At 66.5% G+C, this 17,468-nt stretch carries 16 protein-coding genes; 5 read left to right on the top strand and 11 right to left on the bottom strand.

Annotated elements, in window-relative coordinates:
• Nucleotides 1-235 precede the first annotated feature (235 nt).
• A complete protein-coding gene (gene exaC / locus HFGMBDPB_RS01670; protein ID WP_012207447.1) occupies nt 236-1,759 on the top strand; it encodes an acetaldehyde dehydrogenase ExaC in 1,524 nt (507 codons plus the stop codon).
• A 67-nt stretch (nt 1,760-1,826) separates the two neighbouring features.
• Complete coding sequence (locus HFGMBDPB_RS01665) at nt 1,827-2,201, top strand: DUF779 domain-containing protein (RefSeq protein WP_202758583.1); 375 nt, start codon at nt 1,827-1,829, stop codon at nt 2,199-2,201.
• An 18-nt stretch (nt 2,202-2,219) separates the two neighbouring features.
• Here HFGMBDPB_RS01665 and HFGMBDPB_RS01660 read toward each other — a convergent pair whose 3' ends face one another.
• From HFGMBDPB_RS01660 to HFGMBDPB_RS01645, 4 genes are all read right to left on the bottom strand, one after another.
• Nucleotides 2,220-2,807, bottom strand: coding sequence for a peroxiredoxin (locus HFGMBDPB_RS01660; RefSeq protein WP_034364493.1), 588 nt, complete (start codon nt 2,805-2,807; stop codon nt 2,220-2,222).
• A 76-nt stretch (nt 2,808-2,883) separates the two neighbouring features.
• Nucleotides 2,884-5,952 (bottom strand): efflux RND transporter permease subunit, encoded by a 3,069-nt coding sequence (locus HFGMBDPB_RS01655; RefSeq protein ID WP_212644783.1) that lies wholly within the window; start codon nt 5,950-5,952, stop codon nt 2,884-2,886.
• The gene (locus HFGMBDPB_RS01650; protein ID WP_212644782.1) at nt 5,945-7,126 is read right to left on the bottom strand and encodes an efflux RND transporter periplasmic adaptor subunit; all 1,182 of its coding nucleotides are present in this window, start codon (nt 7,124-7,126) and stop codon (nt 5,945-5,947) included. The genes HFGMBDPB_RS01655 and HFGMBDPB_RS01650 overlap by 8 nt, the downstream gene beginning before the upstream one ends.
• Nucleotides 7,127-7,203: 77 nt before the next feature.
• Entirely contained in the window at nt 7,204-7,821 is a 618-nt protein-coding gene (locus HFGMBDPB_RS01645; RefSeq protein ID WP_046240240.1) for a TetR/AcrR family transcriptional regulator, read from the bottom strand.
• 89 nt (nt 7,822-7,910) lie between these two features.
• Between HFGMBDPB_RS01645 and HFGMBDPB_RS01640 the strand changes: the two genes are divergently transcribed.
• Both HFGMBDPB_RS01640 and HFGMBDPB_RS01635 read left to right on the top strand, forming a co-directional pair.
• On the top strand, nt 7,911-9,410 hold the full coding sequence (locus HFGMBDPB_RS01640) for an efflux transporter outer membrane subunit (protein WP_212644781.1): 1,500 nt from the start codon (nt 7,911-7,913) through the stop codon (nt 9,408-9,410).
• A gap of 140 nt (nt 9,411-9,550) precedes the next feature.
• Nucleotides 9,551-9,877, top strand: coding sequence for a DUF4148 domain-containing protein (locus HFGMBDPB_RS01635; protein ID WP_016450897.1), 327 nt, complete (start codon nt 9,551-9,553; stop codon nt 9,875-9,877).
• A gap of 71 nt (nt 9,878-9,948) precedes the next feature.
• Here the strand turns inward: HFGMBDPB_RS01635 and HFGMBDPB_RS01630 are convergent, their stop codons facing one another.
• A complete protein-coding gene (locus HFGMBDPB_RS01630; protein ID WP_016445466.1) occupies nt 9,949-10,416 on the bottom strand; it encodes a nuclear transport factor 2 family protein in 468 nt (155 codons plus the stop codon).
• Nucleotides 10,417-10,500: 84 nt separating this feature from the next.
• On the opposite strand from HFGMBDPB_RS01630, the gene HFGMBDPB_RS01625 reads away from it, so the two are divergent.
• The gene (locus HFGMBDPB_RS01625) at nt 10,501-11,079 is read left to right on the top strand and encodes a TetR/AcrR family transcriptional regulator (RefSeq protein ID WP_212644780.1); all 579 of its coding nucleotides are present in this window, start codon (nt 10,501-10,503) and stop codon (nt 11,077-11,079) included.
• 101 nt (nt 11,080-11,180) lie between these two features.
• On the opposite strand, the gene arsC is transcribed toward HFGMBDPB_RS01625, so the two are convergent.
• The 6 genes from arsC to HFGMBDPB_RS01595 all read right to left on the bottom strand — a co-directional run bounded on the left by arsC (nt 11,181) and on the right by HFGMBDPB_RS01595 (nt 17,443).
• Nucleotides 11,181-11,612, bottom strand: coding sequence for an arsenate reductase (glutaredoxin) (arsC, locus tag HFGMBDPB_RS01620; RefSeq protein ID WP_212644779.1), 432 nt, complete (start codon nt 11,610-11,612; stop codon nt 11,181-11,183).
• 24 nt (nt 11,613-11,636) lie between these two features.
• A complete protein-coding gene (locus tag HFGMBDPB_RS01615) occupies nt 11,637-12,926 on the bottom strand; it encodes an arsenic transporter (protein ID WP_016445463.1) in 1,290 nt (429 codons plus the stop codon).
• A gap of 54 nt (nt 12,927-12,980) precedes the next feature.
• Nucleotides 12,981-13,487 carry an arsenate reductase ArsC gene (locus HFGMBDPB_RS01610; protein ID WP_016445462.1) on the bottom strand — a complete coding sequence of 169 codons (507 nt, stop codon included), beginning with the start codon at nt 13,485-13,487 and terminating at the stop codon, nt 12,981-12,983.
• A gap of 6 nt (nt 13,488-13,493) precedes the next feature.
• Entirely contained in the window at nt 13,494-13,994 is a 501-nt protein-coding gene (locus tag HFGMBDPB_RS01605; protein ID WP_016450893.1) for an ArsI/CadI family heavy metal resistance metalloenzyme, read from the bottom strand.
• A 12-nt stretch (nt 13,995-14,006) separates the two neighbouring features.
• Nucleotides 14,007-14,330, bottom strand: a complete 324-nt coding sequence (locus HFGMBDPB_RS01600; RefSeq protein ID WP_212644778.1) for an ArsR/SmtB family transcription factor — start codon at nt 14,328-14,330, stop codon at nt 14,007-14,009.
• A 677-nt stretch (nt 14,331-15,007) separates the two neighbouring features.
• Nucleotides 15,008-17,443: a TonB-dependent siderophore receptor gene (locus HFGMBDPB_RS01595; RefSeq protein WP_227468496.1), complete on the bottom strand. Its 2,436-nt coding sequence runs from the start codon at nt 17,441-17,443 to the stop codon at nt 15,008-15,010.
• Between the last annotated feature and the right edge of the window lie 25 nt (nt 17,444-17,468).

Here is a 17,468-nt window from a genome sequence, read left to right as displayed (position 1 = left end):
GCGCCCGACTGTTCCATTTCTGGACAGTTGTCCTGTTGCGCAACGTCACGGCACAGGGCGAACGCGCACGGGAATACCCGCAGCAGCCACGTCCCGCGCGCCTTTGCGGGCACCTGCCCTGCGGCCTGCGGGCTGGCACGGCTTTTGAATCATGTCTGCCGTCCGGCCATGGCCGGATATCCCGATCCACACCCGATCACAACAGACCCATAAGCATCCTCAGGAGACAAGCAGCATGACCGTCTACGCAGCACCCGGCGCCGCTGGCGCCAAGATCGCCTACAAGGCCCGCTACGACAACTTCATCGGCGGCAGGTTCGTACCTCCGGTCAAGGAGCAGTACTTCGACGTGGTCACCCCCATCAGCGGCAAGGTCTACACCCGCGCCGCGCGCTCCACGGCCGAGGACATCGAACTGGCGCTGGACGCCGCCCATGCCGCCAGCGACGCCTGGGGCCGCACCAGCGCGGCCGAGCGTGCGAACGTCCTGCTGAAGATCGCCGACCGCATCGAGGCCAACCTGGAGCTGCTCGCCTATGCCGAGACCGTGGACAACGGCAAGGCCATCCGCGAGACGCTGAATGCAGACATCCCGCTGACCGTGGACCATTTCCGCTATTTCGCGGGCTGCGTGCGCGCCCAGGAAGGCGCGCTCAGCCATATCGACGAGACCACGGTGGCCTATCACATCCAGGAGCCGCTGGGCGTGGTGGGCCAGATCATTCCCTGGAACTTTCCCATCCTCATGGCGGCCTGGAAGCTGGCGCCCGCGCTGGGCGCGGGCAACTGCGTGGTGCTCAAGCCGGCCGAGTCCACGCCCATCAGCATCCTGATCCTGGCCGAGCTCATTGCCGACCTGCTGCCGCCCGGCGTGCTCAACATCGTCAACGGCTTCGGCCGCGAGGCCGGCATGCCGCTGGCCACCAGCAAGCGCATCGCCAAGATCGCCTTCACGGGCTCCACCTCCACGGGCCGCGTGATCGCCCAGGCCGCCGCCAACAACCTGATCCCGGCCACGCTGGAGCTGGGCGGCAAGTCGCCCAACATCTTCTTCGCCGATGTGATGGACAAGGACGATGCCTTCCTCGACAAGGCCGTCGAAGGGCTGGTGCTGTTCGCCTTCAACCAGGGCGAGGTCTGCACCTGCCCCAGCCGCGCGCTGATCCACGAAAGCATCTACGACCGCTTCATGGAGCGCGTGCTCCAGCGCGTGGCCGCCATCCGGCATGCCAACCCGCTGGACACCGACAGCATGATGGGCGCGCAGGCGTCCAAGGAGCAGCTCACCAAGATCCTGTCGTACCTGGACCTGGGCAAGCAGGAGGGCGCCGAGGTGCTGGCCGGCGGCGGCCAGGCCCATCTGGGCGGCGACCTGGAAGGCGGCTACTACGTGCAGCCCACGCTGTTCAAGGGCCACAACAAGATGCGCATCTTCCAGGAGGAAATCTTCGGCCCCGTGCTGGCCGTGACCACCTTCAAGGACGAGGCCGAGGCCCTGGCCATTGCCAACGACACCCTCTACGGCCTGGGCGCGGGCGTGTGGAGCCGCAACGGCAACGTGGCCTACCGCATGGGCCGCGCCATCAAGGCCGGGCGCGTGTGGACCAATTGCTACCACGCCTACCCGGCGCACGCGGCCTTTGGCGGCTACAAGGAATCGGGCATCGGCCGCGAAACCCACAAGATGATGCTGGACCACTACCAGCAGACCAAGAACCTGCTGGTCAGCTACAGCGAGAACAAGCTGGGCTTCTTCTGAAGTTCTTCCCAGGTGAATGCGGCCGGCGGCGCACAGCGCGGCCGGCCGCCCAGGAAAGGACCAACCCATGGTTGACAAAGTGATTGCCACCGACGCCGCGCTGGCGCTGATCGCCGACCTGCAGGCGCAGCACGGGCCGGTGTTCTTCCATCAGTCCGGCGGCTGCTGCGACAACAGCGCCGCCAACTGCTACCTGCCCGGCGAGCTGACGATAGGCGCCCAGGACGTGCTGCTGGGCCAGGTGGGCGGCGCGCCCTTCTACATCGGCAAGTCGCAGTACGAATACTGGAAGCACACCCAGCTCATCCTGGACGTGATCGAGGGCCAGGGCGGCACCTTCTCGCTGGAGGGCAGCACGGGCAAGGCCTTCCACACGCGCTCCAGGCTGTTCACGGACGAGGAATACGCCGAGATCCTGGCCGGCGAGGGCAACGGCCCCTGACAGGGGCCGCGCGGCGGGCTACTTTCCGGTCAGCCGCTTGACCGCGGCCTCGGTCTGGCGCACATGCTCGTCCGGGTCCGAGCCCATGTGCACGAAGCGGACCTTGCCGTCCTGCCCGATCACGTAGGAGATGCGGTCGGCGCGCTGGGGGTTGGCGGCGGCCGAGGCGTCGTAGGCGCGGATGGTCTGCGCCTGCGGGTCCGATGCCACGGCGAACTGGTCGCGGCAGGCCTCGGTGGAAAAGCGCTTGAGCGTATCGATGTCGTCATGCGACATGCCCACCACCGTGGCGCCCATGGCCGCGAAACGCGGCGTGGCCTCGGCAAAGGCGTGGGCTTCCATGGTGCAGCCCTGGGTGAAGGCCTTGGGGAAGAAATACAGCACCACCGGCCCCTTCCTGAGTGTGGCGGCCATGTCGAAATCGAAGGCCTTGCCCGCCACCGCGGCCGGCGTCGTGAAGCGCGGCGCGCTGTCGCCCACCTTGAGCGCTGCCTGGGCCAGCGGCGACAGCAGCAGCGCCGCCAGCACGGGTGCGGCGGCGCGCGCGCAGCGGCGGCCCCAAGAGGTGCGATGGTGGGTGGAATCGCCGCAGCGGATATCGGACATGCATGGCCTCCTGAGCCTGGAACGGGATGCGCCATTGTGGCCAATCGGCCCGGGCCGCTGGCGCATTTGCCGTGGATCAGCGCGGGGATTCGCCGGGCCTGATCCTGAACCAGATCGAGTACATGGCGGGCAGGAAGACCAGCGTCAGCACCGTGCCGGCCAGCGTGCCGCCGATCAGCGTATAGGCCAGCGTTCCCCAGAACACCGATTGGGTCAGCGGGATGAATGCCAGGATCGCCGCCAGCGCGGTCAGGATCACGGGCCGGGCGCGCTGGACAGTGGCCTCCACCACCGCCTGGAACGGCGCAAGCCCCTCCTGCTCGTTGTGCTGGATCTGCCCGATCAGGATCAGCGTGTTGCGCATCAGGATGCCCGACAGCGCGATCAGCCCCACCAGTGCATTGATGCCGAATGGCTGCTGAAAGACGATCAGCGTCGGCACCACGCCGATCAATCCCAGGGGGCTGGTCAGGAACACCATGACCATGGCCGATATCGACCGCACCTGCAAGATGATGATGATCAGCGTGATGGCGATCATGATCGGGAACAGGGGCAGCATGGCCGTCATGGCCTTGCCGGATTCCTCGATGGAGCCGGCCTCGTCGATGCGGTAGCCCGCAGGCAACGCCTTCCTGATGGGCTCCAGCTGCCGGGTGAGGGCCGCCGAGACATCGGGCGGCTGCAGGCTGTCATCGATATCACCGCGGACCGTGATGGTGGGCATGCGGTCGCGGCGGCGCATGACGGGCTCCTCCATCTGCACGGTGACCTCGCCCAGCTGCGACAGCGGTATGCGCTGGCCAGTGGCGTTGGTGAGCGTGAAGTCGCCGACCCTGGCCACATCGTGGCGGGTGCCGCCCGCAGAACGCGCCATCACCTGCACGGTGCGGATGTCCTCGCGCACGGTGGTCACGGGCACGCCGCTGAGCAGGAATTGCAGCTGCTGCGCGACTGCCGCGGAGGTCAGGCCCATGGCCTGCAGCCGGTCCTGGTCCAGGGTGAAGCGCATGACAGGGGTGCGCACGCCCCAGTCGGAGTTCACGGTCCGCATCATCGGGCTGTCGTGCAGCACCTGGTGCACCTGGCCGGCAATGTCGCGCAGCCGCTGCGGGTCGGGGCCGGAGACGCGATACGCCACGGGGAACGGGGAGTACGGCCCGAACACGATCTGCGATGCGCGCACCTGCGCCTGCGGGGCCAGTCCCTGGGCGATGGCCTCGCGCAGCCTGAGCTTGAGCGCGTCGCGCTGCGCCTGGTTGGCGGTGCGCACGACGATCTTGGCGAACGACGGGTCGGGCAGCTCAGGCGAGATGGCCAGAAAAAAGCGTGGTGCTCCCTGGCCGATATAGGCGGTCACGATCTCCGATTCGGGCTGCTGCAGCAGCCAGGTTTCCACCGTGCGAGTGGTCTCGCTCGTCTGGCCGATGGAGGTGCCGTAGGGCATCTGCACCTCGACCATCACCTCGGGCCGGTCGGAGATGGGAAAGAACTGCTTCTTCACGATGGACATGCCCAGCACGGAAGCCACCATGAGCCCGCCCACGACTGCGGCCACCATGCCCTTGCGGGCGATCACCTTGCCCAGCACGCGCCGCAGGCGCTCGTAGCGGGGCGTGCCATACATCGCCGCATGTCCGCCTTCGACCTTTTTGAGAGGGGGCAGCATCTTCACGCCGAGATAGGGCGTGAACACCACGGCCACCACCCAGGACACGATGAGCGCGATGCCGACGATCCAGAACATGTTGCTGGTGTACTCGCCCGCCGTGGAGCGTGCGAACCCGTTGGGCATGAAGCCCACCGCCGTCACCAGCGTTCCGGACAGCATGGGCGCCGCGGTATGGCTCCAGGCGTAGGCGGACGCGGCCACGCGGTCGTAGCCCTCCTCCATCTTCACCACCATCATCTCGATGGCGATGATGGCGTCGTCCACCAGCAGGCCCAGCGCAAGGATCAGCGAGCCGAGCGTGATGCGGTCGAAATTCTTTCCCGTGGCAGCCATGATGATGAACACGGCCGCCAGCGTCAGCGGCACGGCCGCAGCCACCACCACGCCAACGCGCCAGCCCATGCTGGCGAAGCACACCACCAGCACGACCAGCAGCGCGGCCAGGAACTTGAGCATGAACTCATCGACGGAGGCGCTGATGTTCACGGCCTGGTCCGTCACCTTGCTCAGGCCCATGCCCAGCGGCATGTCTGCGTTGATGGCGCCCATCTCCCTGTCCAGCGCCTTGCCCAGGTCCAGCCCGTTCCAGCCGTCGCGCATGACGACGCCCAGCAGCAAGGCCGGCTCCGCACCGTTGCGGATGATGAAGGTCGAGGGGTCTTCGTAGCCGCGCTGGACGGTGGCGATGTCGGACAGCTTGACCGTGCGGCCCTGGGCCACGATGGGCGTGTCGCGGATCTTCTGCAGCGCGTCGAACGCCCCGTCGATGCGGATGAACACCTGCGGTCCCTGGGTCTCCACCGACCCGGCAGGGGTGAGGGCGTTCTGGTTGTTCAATGCCGCGAAGACGTCCTGCGGACTGATGCCCAGCGTGGCCAGGCGCTCGTGCGAGAACTCCACGTAGATCCGCTCGGATTGCTCGCCGACGATGTTGACCTTCTTGACGCCCGGCACATGCAAAAGACGCTGGCGCAAGGCTTCGGCATCGCGCACCAGCGCCCGGGGCTCCTCGCCGCGCGCCTTGAGGGCGTAGATCGCAAAGGTCACGTCGGCGTACTCGTCGTTCACCATCGGACCGATCACGCCCGTCGGCAGGTTGCGGGCTTCGTCACCGAGCTTCTTGCGGGCCTGGTAGAACTCCTCCTGCACCTCGCCGGGGGGCGTGGAGTCGAGCAGGGTCAGCGTGGTGAAGGCCAGCCCCGGCCTGACGAAGGTTTCGGTGCGGTCATACCAGCGCAGCTCCTGCAGGCGCTTTTCCAGCTTCTCTGCCACCTGGTCCTGCATTTCCTGCGGGGTGGCGCCAGGCCAGGCCGTGATGATGGTCATGACCTTGACGGTGAAGGCCGGATCTTCCGCCCGGCCCAGCTTCAGGAAGGCAAAGACACCCGTCAGCGAAATCAGCAGGATCAGGAACAGCGTGATGGAGCGCTCACGGACGGCAAGCGCCGACAGGTTGAAACGGCCTTCACTCACGGGACGCTCCCGTGGACACGGAGGACGCCGTGGACGTTGTTGCCGTTGTTGCCGTTGTTGCCGTTGAAGGCGCCGGCACCTCGCTGTCCAGTCGCACCTGCGCGCCCTCGCTCAGCAAATGCGCGCCGAGCGCGACGATCCGGTCCCCCTGGTCGAGCGCACCCACCACCTGGGCATTGCCGTCCTGCACCTGAACCACGGTGACGGGCTGGCGCCTGACCTGATCGCCCTGCACCACCCAGACAGCGGCGCCCTTGCCCTCATCGAGGATGGCGCCGATGGGGACCTGCAGGGTTGCCTTGCCGGCCGTCGCTGTCGATGTCGATGTCGATGTCCCGCCAATCCTGAGCGTGACCGTGCTGCCCAGCGGGGCGCTGGCCGCCGCGCCGGCGTCCAGCACATAGCGGGCCTCAAAGGTGCGGGTGGCCCGGTCGGCCACATCGGACAGCTGGCGCAGTCTGGCGGGGATGACCACCTCCTCCCTGCCGAACAGGCGGGCCTGGGCCGCCGAGCCCAGCGCGGGCCGCAGTGTCTCGGGCAACTGGACGACTGCTTCGCGCCTGCCGGCATGGGCGAGGCGCACGACCACCTGGCCGGCACTGACGACCTGGCCAGGCTCGGCAAGTGTTTCCATCACGATGCCATCGGCATCGGCCAGCAGTTCGGCGTAGCGGCTGGCGTTCAGCGCTGCGGCGGCCTGCGCTTCGGCCGCCCTGAGCTGGGCGCGGGCAGCATCCGCGGCCGCCTTGATCTGTTCATGGGCCAAGGCCGAAACGGCACCCGTTCCCTGCAGGTCACGGTAGCGCTGCTCCTCGTCGCTGGTCTGCTGAGCCCGTGCCCTGGCGGCTGCGACGGCCTCCTGCTGGGCATGGGCGGCCAGCTTCAGGTCCACCGGGTCGAGGCGCAGCAATGCCTGGCCGCGCCTGACCATCTGGCCTGTATCCACCAGGCGCTCGAGCACCTTGCCGGCCACGCGAAATCCAAGATCGCCCTGCACCCTGGCCGCGATGGTGCCGGTGAAGACGCGCTCGGAAGCATTGCCTGGCGCTACCAGGACGGTGCGAACGAGGGGTGGCTGGGTGCGCGGATCCGGCGGCGGGCTTTTGCCGCAGGCTGCGAGTGCAAGTGACAGTGCGCCGACAGCGGCGATGGACAGATGGCGGTGCCGAAGCATGAGGGGGTCCCGATCAATGAGCAGGACCCGATTCTGTGATTAGTGACCATTTATGTCAATGGTCACAACTGCAGGATTTAGGGCGACAGGCTTCTCAGCACCAATCCGGCCAGTTGTGCGGGCGCCTCGTCCGCATGGTCGAGGCTGTGCTGCAGCATCACCGGGTTCAGATAGGGGAGCATGACCAGGAAGATGGCGCGCCCGGTTTCATCCAGCGGCGTCTTGCGCTCGAAATCGCCCCGCTGGCGCCCGGCGTCGAGCACCTGCAGCAGCAGCTGATGCATGCGTTCCTCATAGGCCTGCGCTGCCTGCCAGCGCTCGGCCGACGCCGAAATGGCGATCTCGTAGAGCTTGCGGTCCTCGGAGAAAAGCCGCAGCGTGGCAGCGACGATCGCCTTGAACAGGCGCCGCAGCTGCTCGGGAGGCGCATCCGTGCTGGCGACGGCCTGGCGGATCTCCGCCTCCATCTCCATCAGGCAGTTGGAACAGATCATCTCGCCGATGACCTGCTTGGACTCGAAGAACTTGTAGATGTAGGCCTTGGAAAAGCCGATGGCCTTGGCAAGGTCGGACACCGTGGTTTTCTCGTAGCCGTAGCGGCTGAAATGCGCTTTCGCCGCAGTCACGATCTGTTGCCGGACATCGTGTTCGACCGGGCCGCGCGCAGAGGTCGGATAGACGTTGGTGGTGCTCATGCGGCCTAGCTTACTCCATCAAAAAAATACTATTCAAGTGACCATTTTGGAATATAGTCACAGCGTCGCCACGCTTCTGACTGTTGAACATGCCGCGTCTTGCCGCCCCCGTTTTTCTGATGCTCGCCAGCCTTTGTGCAGGGTGTGCGGTAGGCCCTGACTACCAGCCGCCCGCCACGGCCCTGCCCCAGGCCTACATGGGGGGCCGCGTTCTGGGTGAGGGCAAGCCTCCCTCGCCGGACTCCCCCACGGACCTTGCAGCCTGGTGGGCAGCCTTTGGCGATGCGCAAATGGCGCGCCTCGTCACGGCGGCACTGCAGCAGAACCTGGATGTTGCCCAGGCCGCTGGCCGCGTGCTTCAGGCACGCGCCGGGCTGGATGCGGCGGCAGCTGCGTTGCTGCCGTCGGCCCAGGTCTCGGCGCAAACGGCCAGGAGCTATCAGTCGGTCGAGACTCCGCTGGGCCGGGTGCTCGACTCCATGCCGGGATTCGATCGCTACGGCAGCGCCCAGGAGGTCAACCTCGGAGCCAGCTGGGAGCTTGATCTCTTCGGTGGCCTGCGCAAGGCCAGGCAGGCTTCCCTGGCCGAGTACCAGGCATCGGAAGCCGGCGCCACTGCCGTGCGGCTCGCGGTGGCCGCCCAGACTGCGGACATCTATATCCAGATTCGCGGCCTGCAGGCGCGGCTGGCAGTGGCACGCTCGCAAGTGCGGACCCAGGAGCAACTGCGCTCCATCGTCGAACTGCGGTTTGGCAAAGGCCTGGCATCAGAGCTTCAATTGCGCCAGGTCGAGGGGGCACTTGCGCGGGCGCAAGCAACCATCCCGCCGCTGGAAAATGCGCTCGAAGCCGCGCTCAACGCCATGGACGTGATGCTGGCAACGGCACCCGGCACGCACCGGGCCGAGCTGGCCGATCCCCGCCCGGTCCCCGTATTGCCCACCCTTTCTCTCGCAGAGGCGCCCGGCGATCTGCTGCGGAGACGCCCGGACCTCATCGCGGCGGAGCGGCGCCTGGCAGCGTCGAACGCACACATCGGCGTGGCGATCGCCGAGTACTACCCGAAGCTGTCGATCAGCGGCCTGATCGGCAGCGCCACCTCCATCTCCGCGGGCAATCTCTTCAGCGCCGGCGCATCGCAGGCCAGCGTTGTGGGCGGCCTGCGCTGGCGGCTGTTCGACTTCGGTCGCATCAACGCCCAGATCCACCAGGCGCAGGCACAGGAGGCGGAAAGCCTTGCCGCCTACCGGCAGTCGGTACTGCGCGCCACGGAAGAAGTGGAGAACGCCCTGGTCTCGCTGGACAGGCGACAGGAGCTGATGGCCGTGCTCGCCAGGGGCGCGGATGCGCTCACGCGGGCCCGGCAGGCCGCAGGCGCCGCCTACGACAAGGGCGTGGTCAGCCTGATCGAGGTGCTGCAGGCGGATGAAAGCCTGCTGGGCGTGCTCGATGCACAGGCGCAGGCCCGGATGGAGTCGGCGCGCTCGACGGTGGCGATCTTCAAGGCGCTGGGCGGCGGCTGGACGCCGGAGCCTTCCAGGGCATTGGCAACCGCCAGCCACGGTCTTCCAGCCAGCGTTGCCCCCTGAACCTGCCACTTCCCGAAAGGAGCCCCCTTTCCACACAGCAAAGCAACCGAACACCCCTGCGGGACATGCGGCCCAGGCGACCTGCCCAAGCAGGCGGCCCAAGCCATGGCCCGGCTCCACCCACCCCCATCCGTCAAACCATGCCAAACACAACCCCCTCCCCCACCGTTGCTGCAGCCGCACGCATCCTGAAGCCGGCGCTTGCGGCCATCGCCTTCTCAAGCTGCTTCGCAGCCCATTCGCAGCCGCAAGACGCCTCGGCAGCCACATCGGACGCAGCGCTTTCCCGCGCCGAAGTCATCGCCGATCTCGCACTCTGGCGCCGCGCCGGATTGGACCGCCATGCGGAGATATCGATCTCCTACGGAGTCGAAACGCAGGAATATCGGGCCGCATACCAGGAGTACCTGCGCCTTCGCAACAGCGAGGCGTTCCAGGCGGAGGTCCGCAAGGCGCTGAGTCGGTAAGGCGGAGCGCCTTCCCGCCCAGGCCATCGCGGCAGCGGCTGGCTGCCTGGGGACGTGGCCCGGGGCTTTGCCTACAGGCCCAGGTCGGACAGACCGGGGTGGTCATCGGGGCGACGCCCCAGCGGCCAGTGGAACTTGCGCTCCGATTCCTGGATGGGCATGTCGTTGATGCATGCGAAGCGCCGGCGCATGAGACCGTCGGCCTCGAATTCCCAGTTCTCGTTGCCGTACGACCGGAACCAGTTCCCGGCATCGTCGTGCCACTCATAGGCGTAGCGGACTGCGATCCGGTTTTCCGCGTACAGCCAAAGCTCCTTGATCAGCCGGTAGTCCAGCTCCTTCTTCCACTTCCTCTCAAGAAGGGCCTGGGCCTCGGCGCGGCTGTTGGCGAACTCCGCCCGGTTGCGCCATTTCGTGTCGGGGGTATAGGCCATCGCGACCTTGGCCGCATCGCGTGTGTTCCATCCATCCTCGGCCAGACGGACCTTTTGGACGGCGCTTGCGAGAGAGAACGGGGGCAGGGGTGGGCGAGTTTCCATGATGTGACCTTTGAAAAGATGTAGAACGATCTGTCTACATGCGCCACTCTAACGGAGGTGGAACGATCTGTCTACAATGTCTTCATGAAAACTTCCCAGCCATCTCTCGAGTCATTGCCGCCCCGCGAGCGCATCCTGGTGGCAGCCCATGGCCTTTTCTACGCAGAGGGCATCCGGGCCACGGGCGTGGACCGGATCATCGAGCGGTCGTCGGTCAGCAAAGTCACCTTCTACCGCCAGTACGCCAGCAAGGACGACCTGATCCGGGCGTACCTCGACTACCGCCATGAACGGTGGATTTCCTGGTTCCAGGCCAGCCTGGCGCAGGAGGCCGCCGAGGGCTCGTCAGCGTTGGATGCCCTGTCCACCACCCTCAGGAGCTGGTTCGGCCAGCCCGACTTTCGGGGCTGCGCCTTTCTCAATGCCGCTGCCGAACTGGGCTCGTCCGACCCTGAGATCCTGGCGACGGTCCGGCGGCACAAGCAGGAAATGTCGTCCGTGCTGGATCGCCTGTTCGGTGGCCATCCCGTGTCCGTGGGCGCTGCGCTCACCCTGGTGGCGGACGGCGCCATCGTCCATGCGCAGATGGGTCAGCCGATCGATGAAGTCATGGAGAACTTCAAGGCAGCGGCCGAAGGGATCGTGAGCCGCCCCGGGTGGTGAGCCGGCTCAGGAGCGGGGCGCCGCTGAGGCTTCGGCGCGCCACAGCGGCAGGTCGTTGCTGCCTCGCCACCTTTGGCCACGCAGGGGCCGGATCTGGCAAGTCAGTGCTTTGCCACACGCTGTCCTGCCGCGTCGATGACGGCTTCGCCGTCCTCCTTGGAGAAGGCCCCTTGCTGGGGACGCGGCAGTATGTCCAGCACCACCTCGGATGGCCGGCACAGGCGCGTGCCCAGTGGCGTCACCACAATGGGGCGATTGATGAGGATAGGGTGCCGGAGCATGGCCTCGATCAGCTGGGCATCGGTCCATTCCGGGTCGCCCAGGCCCATCTCGTCATACGGCGTACCTTTTTGCCGCAGAACCTCCCGCACAGGCAGGGCCAGGTCCGCCAGCAGCCGCTCCAGCGTGGCCCGGTCGGGCGGTGTCTTGAGGTATTCGATGACGGCGGGCTCCTCGCCGCTGTTGCGGATCAGGGCCAGCACGTTGCGCGATGTGCCGCAGGCGGGGTTGTGATAGATCGTGATGGTGCTCATGGCAGATGGGTTCTGTGAGGGAATTCAGGCAGCCACGCTCAGGCGCAGCGCAAGGGCGGCAAGCGTGATGAGCAGCACGGGGGCCGTCAAAACCGTACCGACCCTGAAGTAGTAGCCCCATCCGATGGTCATGCCTTTGCTGGCCAGCACATGCAGCCACAGCAGCGTGGCCAGGCTACCGATGGGCGTAATCTTCGGGCCCAGGTCGCAGCCGATCACGTTGGCGTAGACCATGGCATCCCTGACCACGCCGGTGGCACTGGAGGCATCGATCGACAGCGCACCCACCAGCACGGTGGGCATGTTGTTCATCACAGACGACAGCAGGGCCGAGAGCACCCCCGTGCCGATGGCTGCGCCCCAGACGCCGCCTTGGGCAAAGCGGTCCAGAACGGATGCGATAGAGGTGATCAGCCCGGCATTGCGCAATCCGTAGACCACCAGATACATGCCCAGCGAGAACACGACGATCTGCCACGGCGCGCCATGCAGTACCTTGCGAGTGCTGATGACGCAGCCGCGTGCCGCCACGGCCAGCAGCAGGGCGGCACCTGCGGCCGCGACCGCGCTGACTGGCACGCCCAGCGGCTCCAGCCCGAAGAAGCCGACCAACAGCAGGACCAGGACCACCCAGCCCGCGCGAAAGGTCGCCGGATCGCGGATCGCATCGGCCGGGCGCCTGAGCTGGGCCAGGTCATAGGTTGCGGGAATGCCGCGCCGAAAGAACAGCATCAGCATGGCGAGGCTGGCCAGCACCGAGGCGAGATTGACCGGCACCATTACCGAGGCGTATTCGTTGAAGCCGATGTTGAAAAAGTCGGCCGAGACGATGTTGACCAGGTTGGAGACGATCAGCGGCAGGCTGGCCGTGTCGGCGATGAAGCCTGCCGCCATGACGAATGCCAGCGTGGCGGAGGGCGAAAAGCCCAGCGCCACGAGCATGGCCATCACGATGGGCGTGAGAATCAGGGCGGCGCCGTCGTTGGCGAACAAGGCGGACACAGCCGCACCCAGCAGCACGATGAACGCGAACAGCTTGCTGCCCCGGCCGCCGCCCCAGCGTGCGAAGTGCAGCGCGGCCCATTCGAAGAAGCCGGCCTCGTCAAGCAGCAGGCTGATGATGATGACGGCCACAAAGGTGGCGGTCGCATTCCACACGATGCCCCAGACCACTGGAATGTCGGAAAGATGCACCACGCCGGCCAGCAGGGCAACGACCGCGCCCAGCGAGGCGCTCCAGCCAATGCCCAGGCCGCGCGGCTGCCAGATAACCAGCACAAGGGTGGAGATGAAGATCAGGACTGCCATGAGCACGGTGCTGGGAGATTCGGGTTTCAGAAGGCGCGCATTCGTGGACGAAGGGGGGCGTCAGTGGGAGGCCAGTTCGCGGGCGGTGCCCTGCAGCCTTGCCTTTTCCAGCTTGTCGTCGGGCAGGTTGACCAGCAGCTCCAGACGACGGCGCATCATGTGCAGAGTCTGTCGGAATGCTTCCAGCTTGACCTCTTCAGATGCGTCTCCCTGCGAGGGATCGGCGTATCCCCAGTGGGCGGTGGCGGGGTGGCCGGGCCAGATCGGGCAGACCTCGCCAGCTGCGTTGTCGCAGACGGTGATGATCAGGTCCATCTGCGGCGCCTGCGGGGCCGCGAACTCATCCCAGCTCTTGCTGCGCAGCCCCTGCACAGATACGCCGGCACGTTGCAGCACCTGCAAGCTCAAGGGATTGGGCTGCTGATTCGCGCGGGGGCTGCTGCCGGCCGAATACGCTTTGAAGCGCCCATTGCCCATGTCGTTGAGCAAAGCTTCGGCCAGGATGCTGCGCGCCGAGTTGTGAGTGCACAGGAACAGGACATTCAGGGGGGTGATGGAATCAGACATGGTGGCTTAGCAGCAGGACGTGGAGGAAGAGGCAGCTGCGGTGCCTGGGGCGCAGCAGGCAGATGCGGCCGCCTGGCGCGGGGCCGTCGGCGCGCAGCACGCGCCGCTGGCTCCGACAGCTGCATCAGGGGCCTCGTGAAACACGGGAATGTTCTCCAGCGAATGAAAGTGCTCCCAGGCAATCCCCTGGGGATCGGTGATCCAGTGCTTGTCGCTGCGTGCATAGCAGCAGGTGGTGGCGCCTTCGTCGAGCATCGCCAGGTCGGCGGCCCTGGCGCGTGCCTTGAGCGCATCCAGCTCCTCGGCCTCATCCACTTGGAAGCCCAGGTGGTCCAGGCCGGCTTTCTCGCCTCGCGTCGAAATGGCGAAGTTCACCCGGGGCTCATCCAGCATCCACTTCGCGTAGTCGCTTTCCACGCGGGCGGGCTCGGCACCAAACAGCTGGGAATAGAACGCGATGTTCTTGGCCAGATCGTCGACGTGCATATGGACATGGAAGCGTTTCATCGTGGACTCCGTTCAGCAGCTGCAGGGCAAGGCATCCACCGTGGCGCATGCGGCGCCCTGGCAGCAGTTTTCGGTGAGGTAGGCGAGCAGGTCGTTCATCGCCGCAAAGGACGCCCGGTACAGCACATTGCGGCCCAGGCGCTCCTGGCTGACCAGCTCGGCATGGGACAGCTCCTTGAGGTGGAACGACAGCGCGTTGGGTGCGATACCCAACTGTTCGGCCAAGGCGCTGGGCGTAAGCCCCGCAGGGCCGGCGACTACCAGGGCGCGGAAAACGCGCAGGCGCGCTTCATGGGCCAGGGCCGAAAGCGATCGGATGACTTGGGTTTCTTGCATGCATCAATAATACAACTATTGTTGAATTGTTGTTGAAAAAAATGAGGGCGGCCGTGCGGCTCCATTGCGCAAGCTCCGTGCGGAACGCCACTGAACACGCAGCGCGTCACGCAGATAACTCGTTGATTTCTCACGTCCTCGCAAGCCATGCGCCATCGATCCTTAGAGAGATGCGCCACTGAACTTTCGTCTGTACGGAAAACGCGCCACTGCACTTTAGTTTTTTGGCCAGCAAGGCTGAGGAGCGAGCTATCGGCCGAGGCGCAAGGGCTCAGGGCCGATGTGCGGCGGCGTCGCGGGTTGCCATGGGCTCTTGTGTGGCAGCTACCCGTTGCAGTCGTTTGTCGCAGGCCTGTCGGTGTCGGCTTTGCCTCGGCAGCTGCCGCCCCCCGCCGCCGGGCGAACTCACGCTGCATGGCGCCAAGCAGTCCTTAGCCCCTGCGACAAGCGCTGGCCCAAATGGTGGGGCTACTCGAAGGCTAGGACATTCTCCGGGCGCTCGCCCCGTGCCAGTGATCGTCTCACCCCCACTCAAACTTGCAGTCCCGAAACACGGATGGACGGCCAGGCTCGCCATGACACCCTGACAGCTCTACCCTCGCAAACATCGCCATCAACGGCGGACAGCACATCCACTGATGCTGACGACGTTCACACGGGGCGCAGCTGAAATCATTTCAGAACTTCATAGACACCGCCACGCGCATATTCCGCGCCTCCCCGTAGTACGACGAGGTCGAAACCCCTTGGTACTTGCGGTCGAAGACGTTGTAGAGGTTGGCCGAGACCGTGAGCTTCGGATTGATGGCGTATTGCACCATCAGGTCGGCCACAGCATAGCTTTTCTGCTCGACACGGCTGACGTTGGGCAGGCCCAGGAAGGAGAGGTCGCTCCAGGTGCCGCTTTGCCAGCGCGCGCCGCCGCCCACGGTCAGGCCGTGGCCTATGTGAGGCAGGCGGTAGGTGGTGAACAGCTTGAGGGTGTTGCGCGGGATTTCGGGGTTCAGGCGGTTGCGCTCGGCGTCGCGCGCGATGTTGCGGGCAAAGCCGACGGAGGCGTTCCAGTGGCGGCGGATTTCGCCGGTCATCTCCACCTCGAAGCCACGCGTTTCGGCGCCCTTGACGGCACGGTAGGCCTGCTCGCCATTGGGCGCGTAGCTGCCCGTGATGGCCTGGGCCACGTTGTCCTGCAGCAGGCGGTAGACGGCGGCGCCCACCTGCAGGCGCTTGTCCAGCAGCTCGCCCTTGAGGCCCAGCTCGTAGCTGCGGCCCAGGAGGGGATCGAGCTTTTTGCCGTGGATGTCCAGGCTGCTCTGCGCCTGGAAAATATCGGTATAGCTGGCATAGGCCGACCAATCGCGGCCCACGTCCAGCACCAGGCCGGCGAAGGGCGTGAGCTTGCCGTTTTCGGCCATGGCGCTGCCGCTGGTCTCGCCGCTGGCGAAATCGGTGTAGCTGTCGCGACGCTTCCAGTTCGTGATGCGTGCGCCCGCGATGACGGACAGCCGGTCCGTGGGGCGCAGCTGCAGCGATCCGTAAGCACTGCTGCTGCGTTCCACGGCCGCGCTGCGGCCTAGTACCGGGTTGTCGGGCTGCACCGGCGTGCGGCCATCCCAGGTGAAGAGGTTGTCTATGGTGTTGTCCCAGCCAGGGAAGGCCCAGCGGCCATGCGAGCCGCTGTCGTTGCGCGTGCGCGCCACACTGGCGCCGAAGGCGGCCTGGTGCTGGCGTCCCAGCAGCTGGAAGGGACCGGAAGCCGTGAGATCCAGCGTGTCCTGCCGAGGCCGCCCCGTCCACCAGGCGGCCCACAGGCCGGCACCTGCGCCGGTGGTGCGGTCCACAGGCTGTTCATTGGTCCAGCCCGGAATCTCGTCATAGCTGCTGCGGTCGAGCGTGTAGATGGCCTTCAGGCGCCAGTCGCTGGCCATGCGGTGTTCGAGCGAGGCGAAGACGCTGCGGTAGTCCCGCCGTGCCGAGGCCCAGCGCGCGCCCGAGGACGCGGAGCGGCTCCAATCGATGCGCGTGCCATCCGTGTAGAAGAAAGGCCGGCCCCCACGGCCTACGCCAGAAGCGTCGTAGTCCTGCGCGGAAAAGCCCACGGTGGCCAGCGTGGACGGCGACAGGTCAGCCTCCACCACGCCGTACAGCGAGCGGCTGCGGTCCTGCTCGTAGTCGACCTTGGAATGGCGGTTCTGCGACACGGCCACGATGCGCCCGCGCACCGATCCGGAGGCGTTGAGCGGAGATGACAGATCCACCTCGGCACGTGCGAAATCCCAGGAGCCTGCCGTGAGCCTGGCGCTGCCCTGGAACTCGGCCGTGGGCAGCTTGCGCACCAGGTTGATGGTGGCGCCGGGCGTGCCCGCGCCGCTCATCAGCCCCGAGGCGCCGCGCACGACTTCGACGCGGTCGAACATGGCCATGTCGCTGGTCTGGAAGATGGCCGGGTAGTCGCTGAACAGGCGGTTGACGCCATCGACCTGGAAGTTCTTGATCTGAAAGCCCCGCGCGAAGAACTGGTTGGTGTCACCGCCCGTGGGACCGTACTGCGCATAGCTCAGGCCCGTGGTCTGGCGGGCGATGTCTTCCTGCAGCACGATGCCCTGGTCGTCCATGCGCTGGCGCGTGATCACGCTGACCGACTGCGGCGTCTCGCGCAGCGACAGGGACAGGCCCGTGGCGGCCCGCGATTCGCTGGCGGCGTAGGACTGCGTGCCCTCGGTGACGGCGCTGCGCTCGGCCTGGGCGGTGACGCGCACCTCGGCCAGCGTGGCCGCGCCGGTGGGCGTTCCCACGGCCAGGGACGGTCGCACCACAAAGCCGCCGCCCTCGCGCGGCAGGGCCTGCAGGCCCGTGCCGGCCAGCAGCGCGGACAGGGCCTGGTCCACGGTTCGATCACCCTGCACGCCGGGGCTGGTCCTGTCTGCGGTCTGGGCGGTGGAGAAGGACAGCAGGATGCCCGCCTGGGCGCCAAAGCGATTGAGCGTGGCGGTCAGCGGCCCGGCAGGAATGTCGTAGCGCTGCACTGCCTGGGCGTGGGGCTGTGCCTGTGCGTGGGCCTGCGCCGGGGCAAGCACCGCCACCAGCGGCAGTGCCAGAACGGCGGGGCGCAAGGCCTGCCGCAGTTGAAATGCCAGT

This window comes from Delftia sp. PE138, assembly GCF_018320755.1.
Taxonomy (GTDB): domain Bacteria; phylum Pseudomonadota; class Gammaproteobacteria; order Burkholderiales; family Burkholderiaceae_C; genus Comamonas; species Comamonas tsuruhatensis.
Note: the sequence above shows the minus strand (reverse complement) of the source record. Positions and strands in the feature narration are given on the sequence as shown.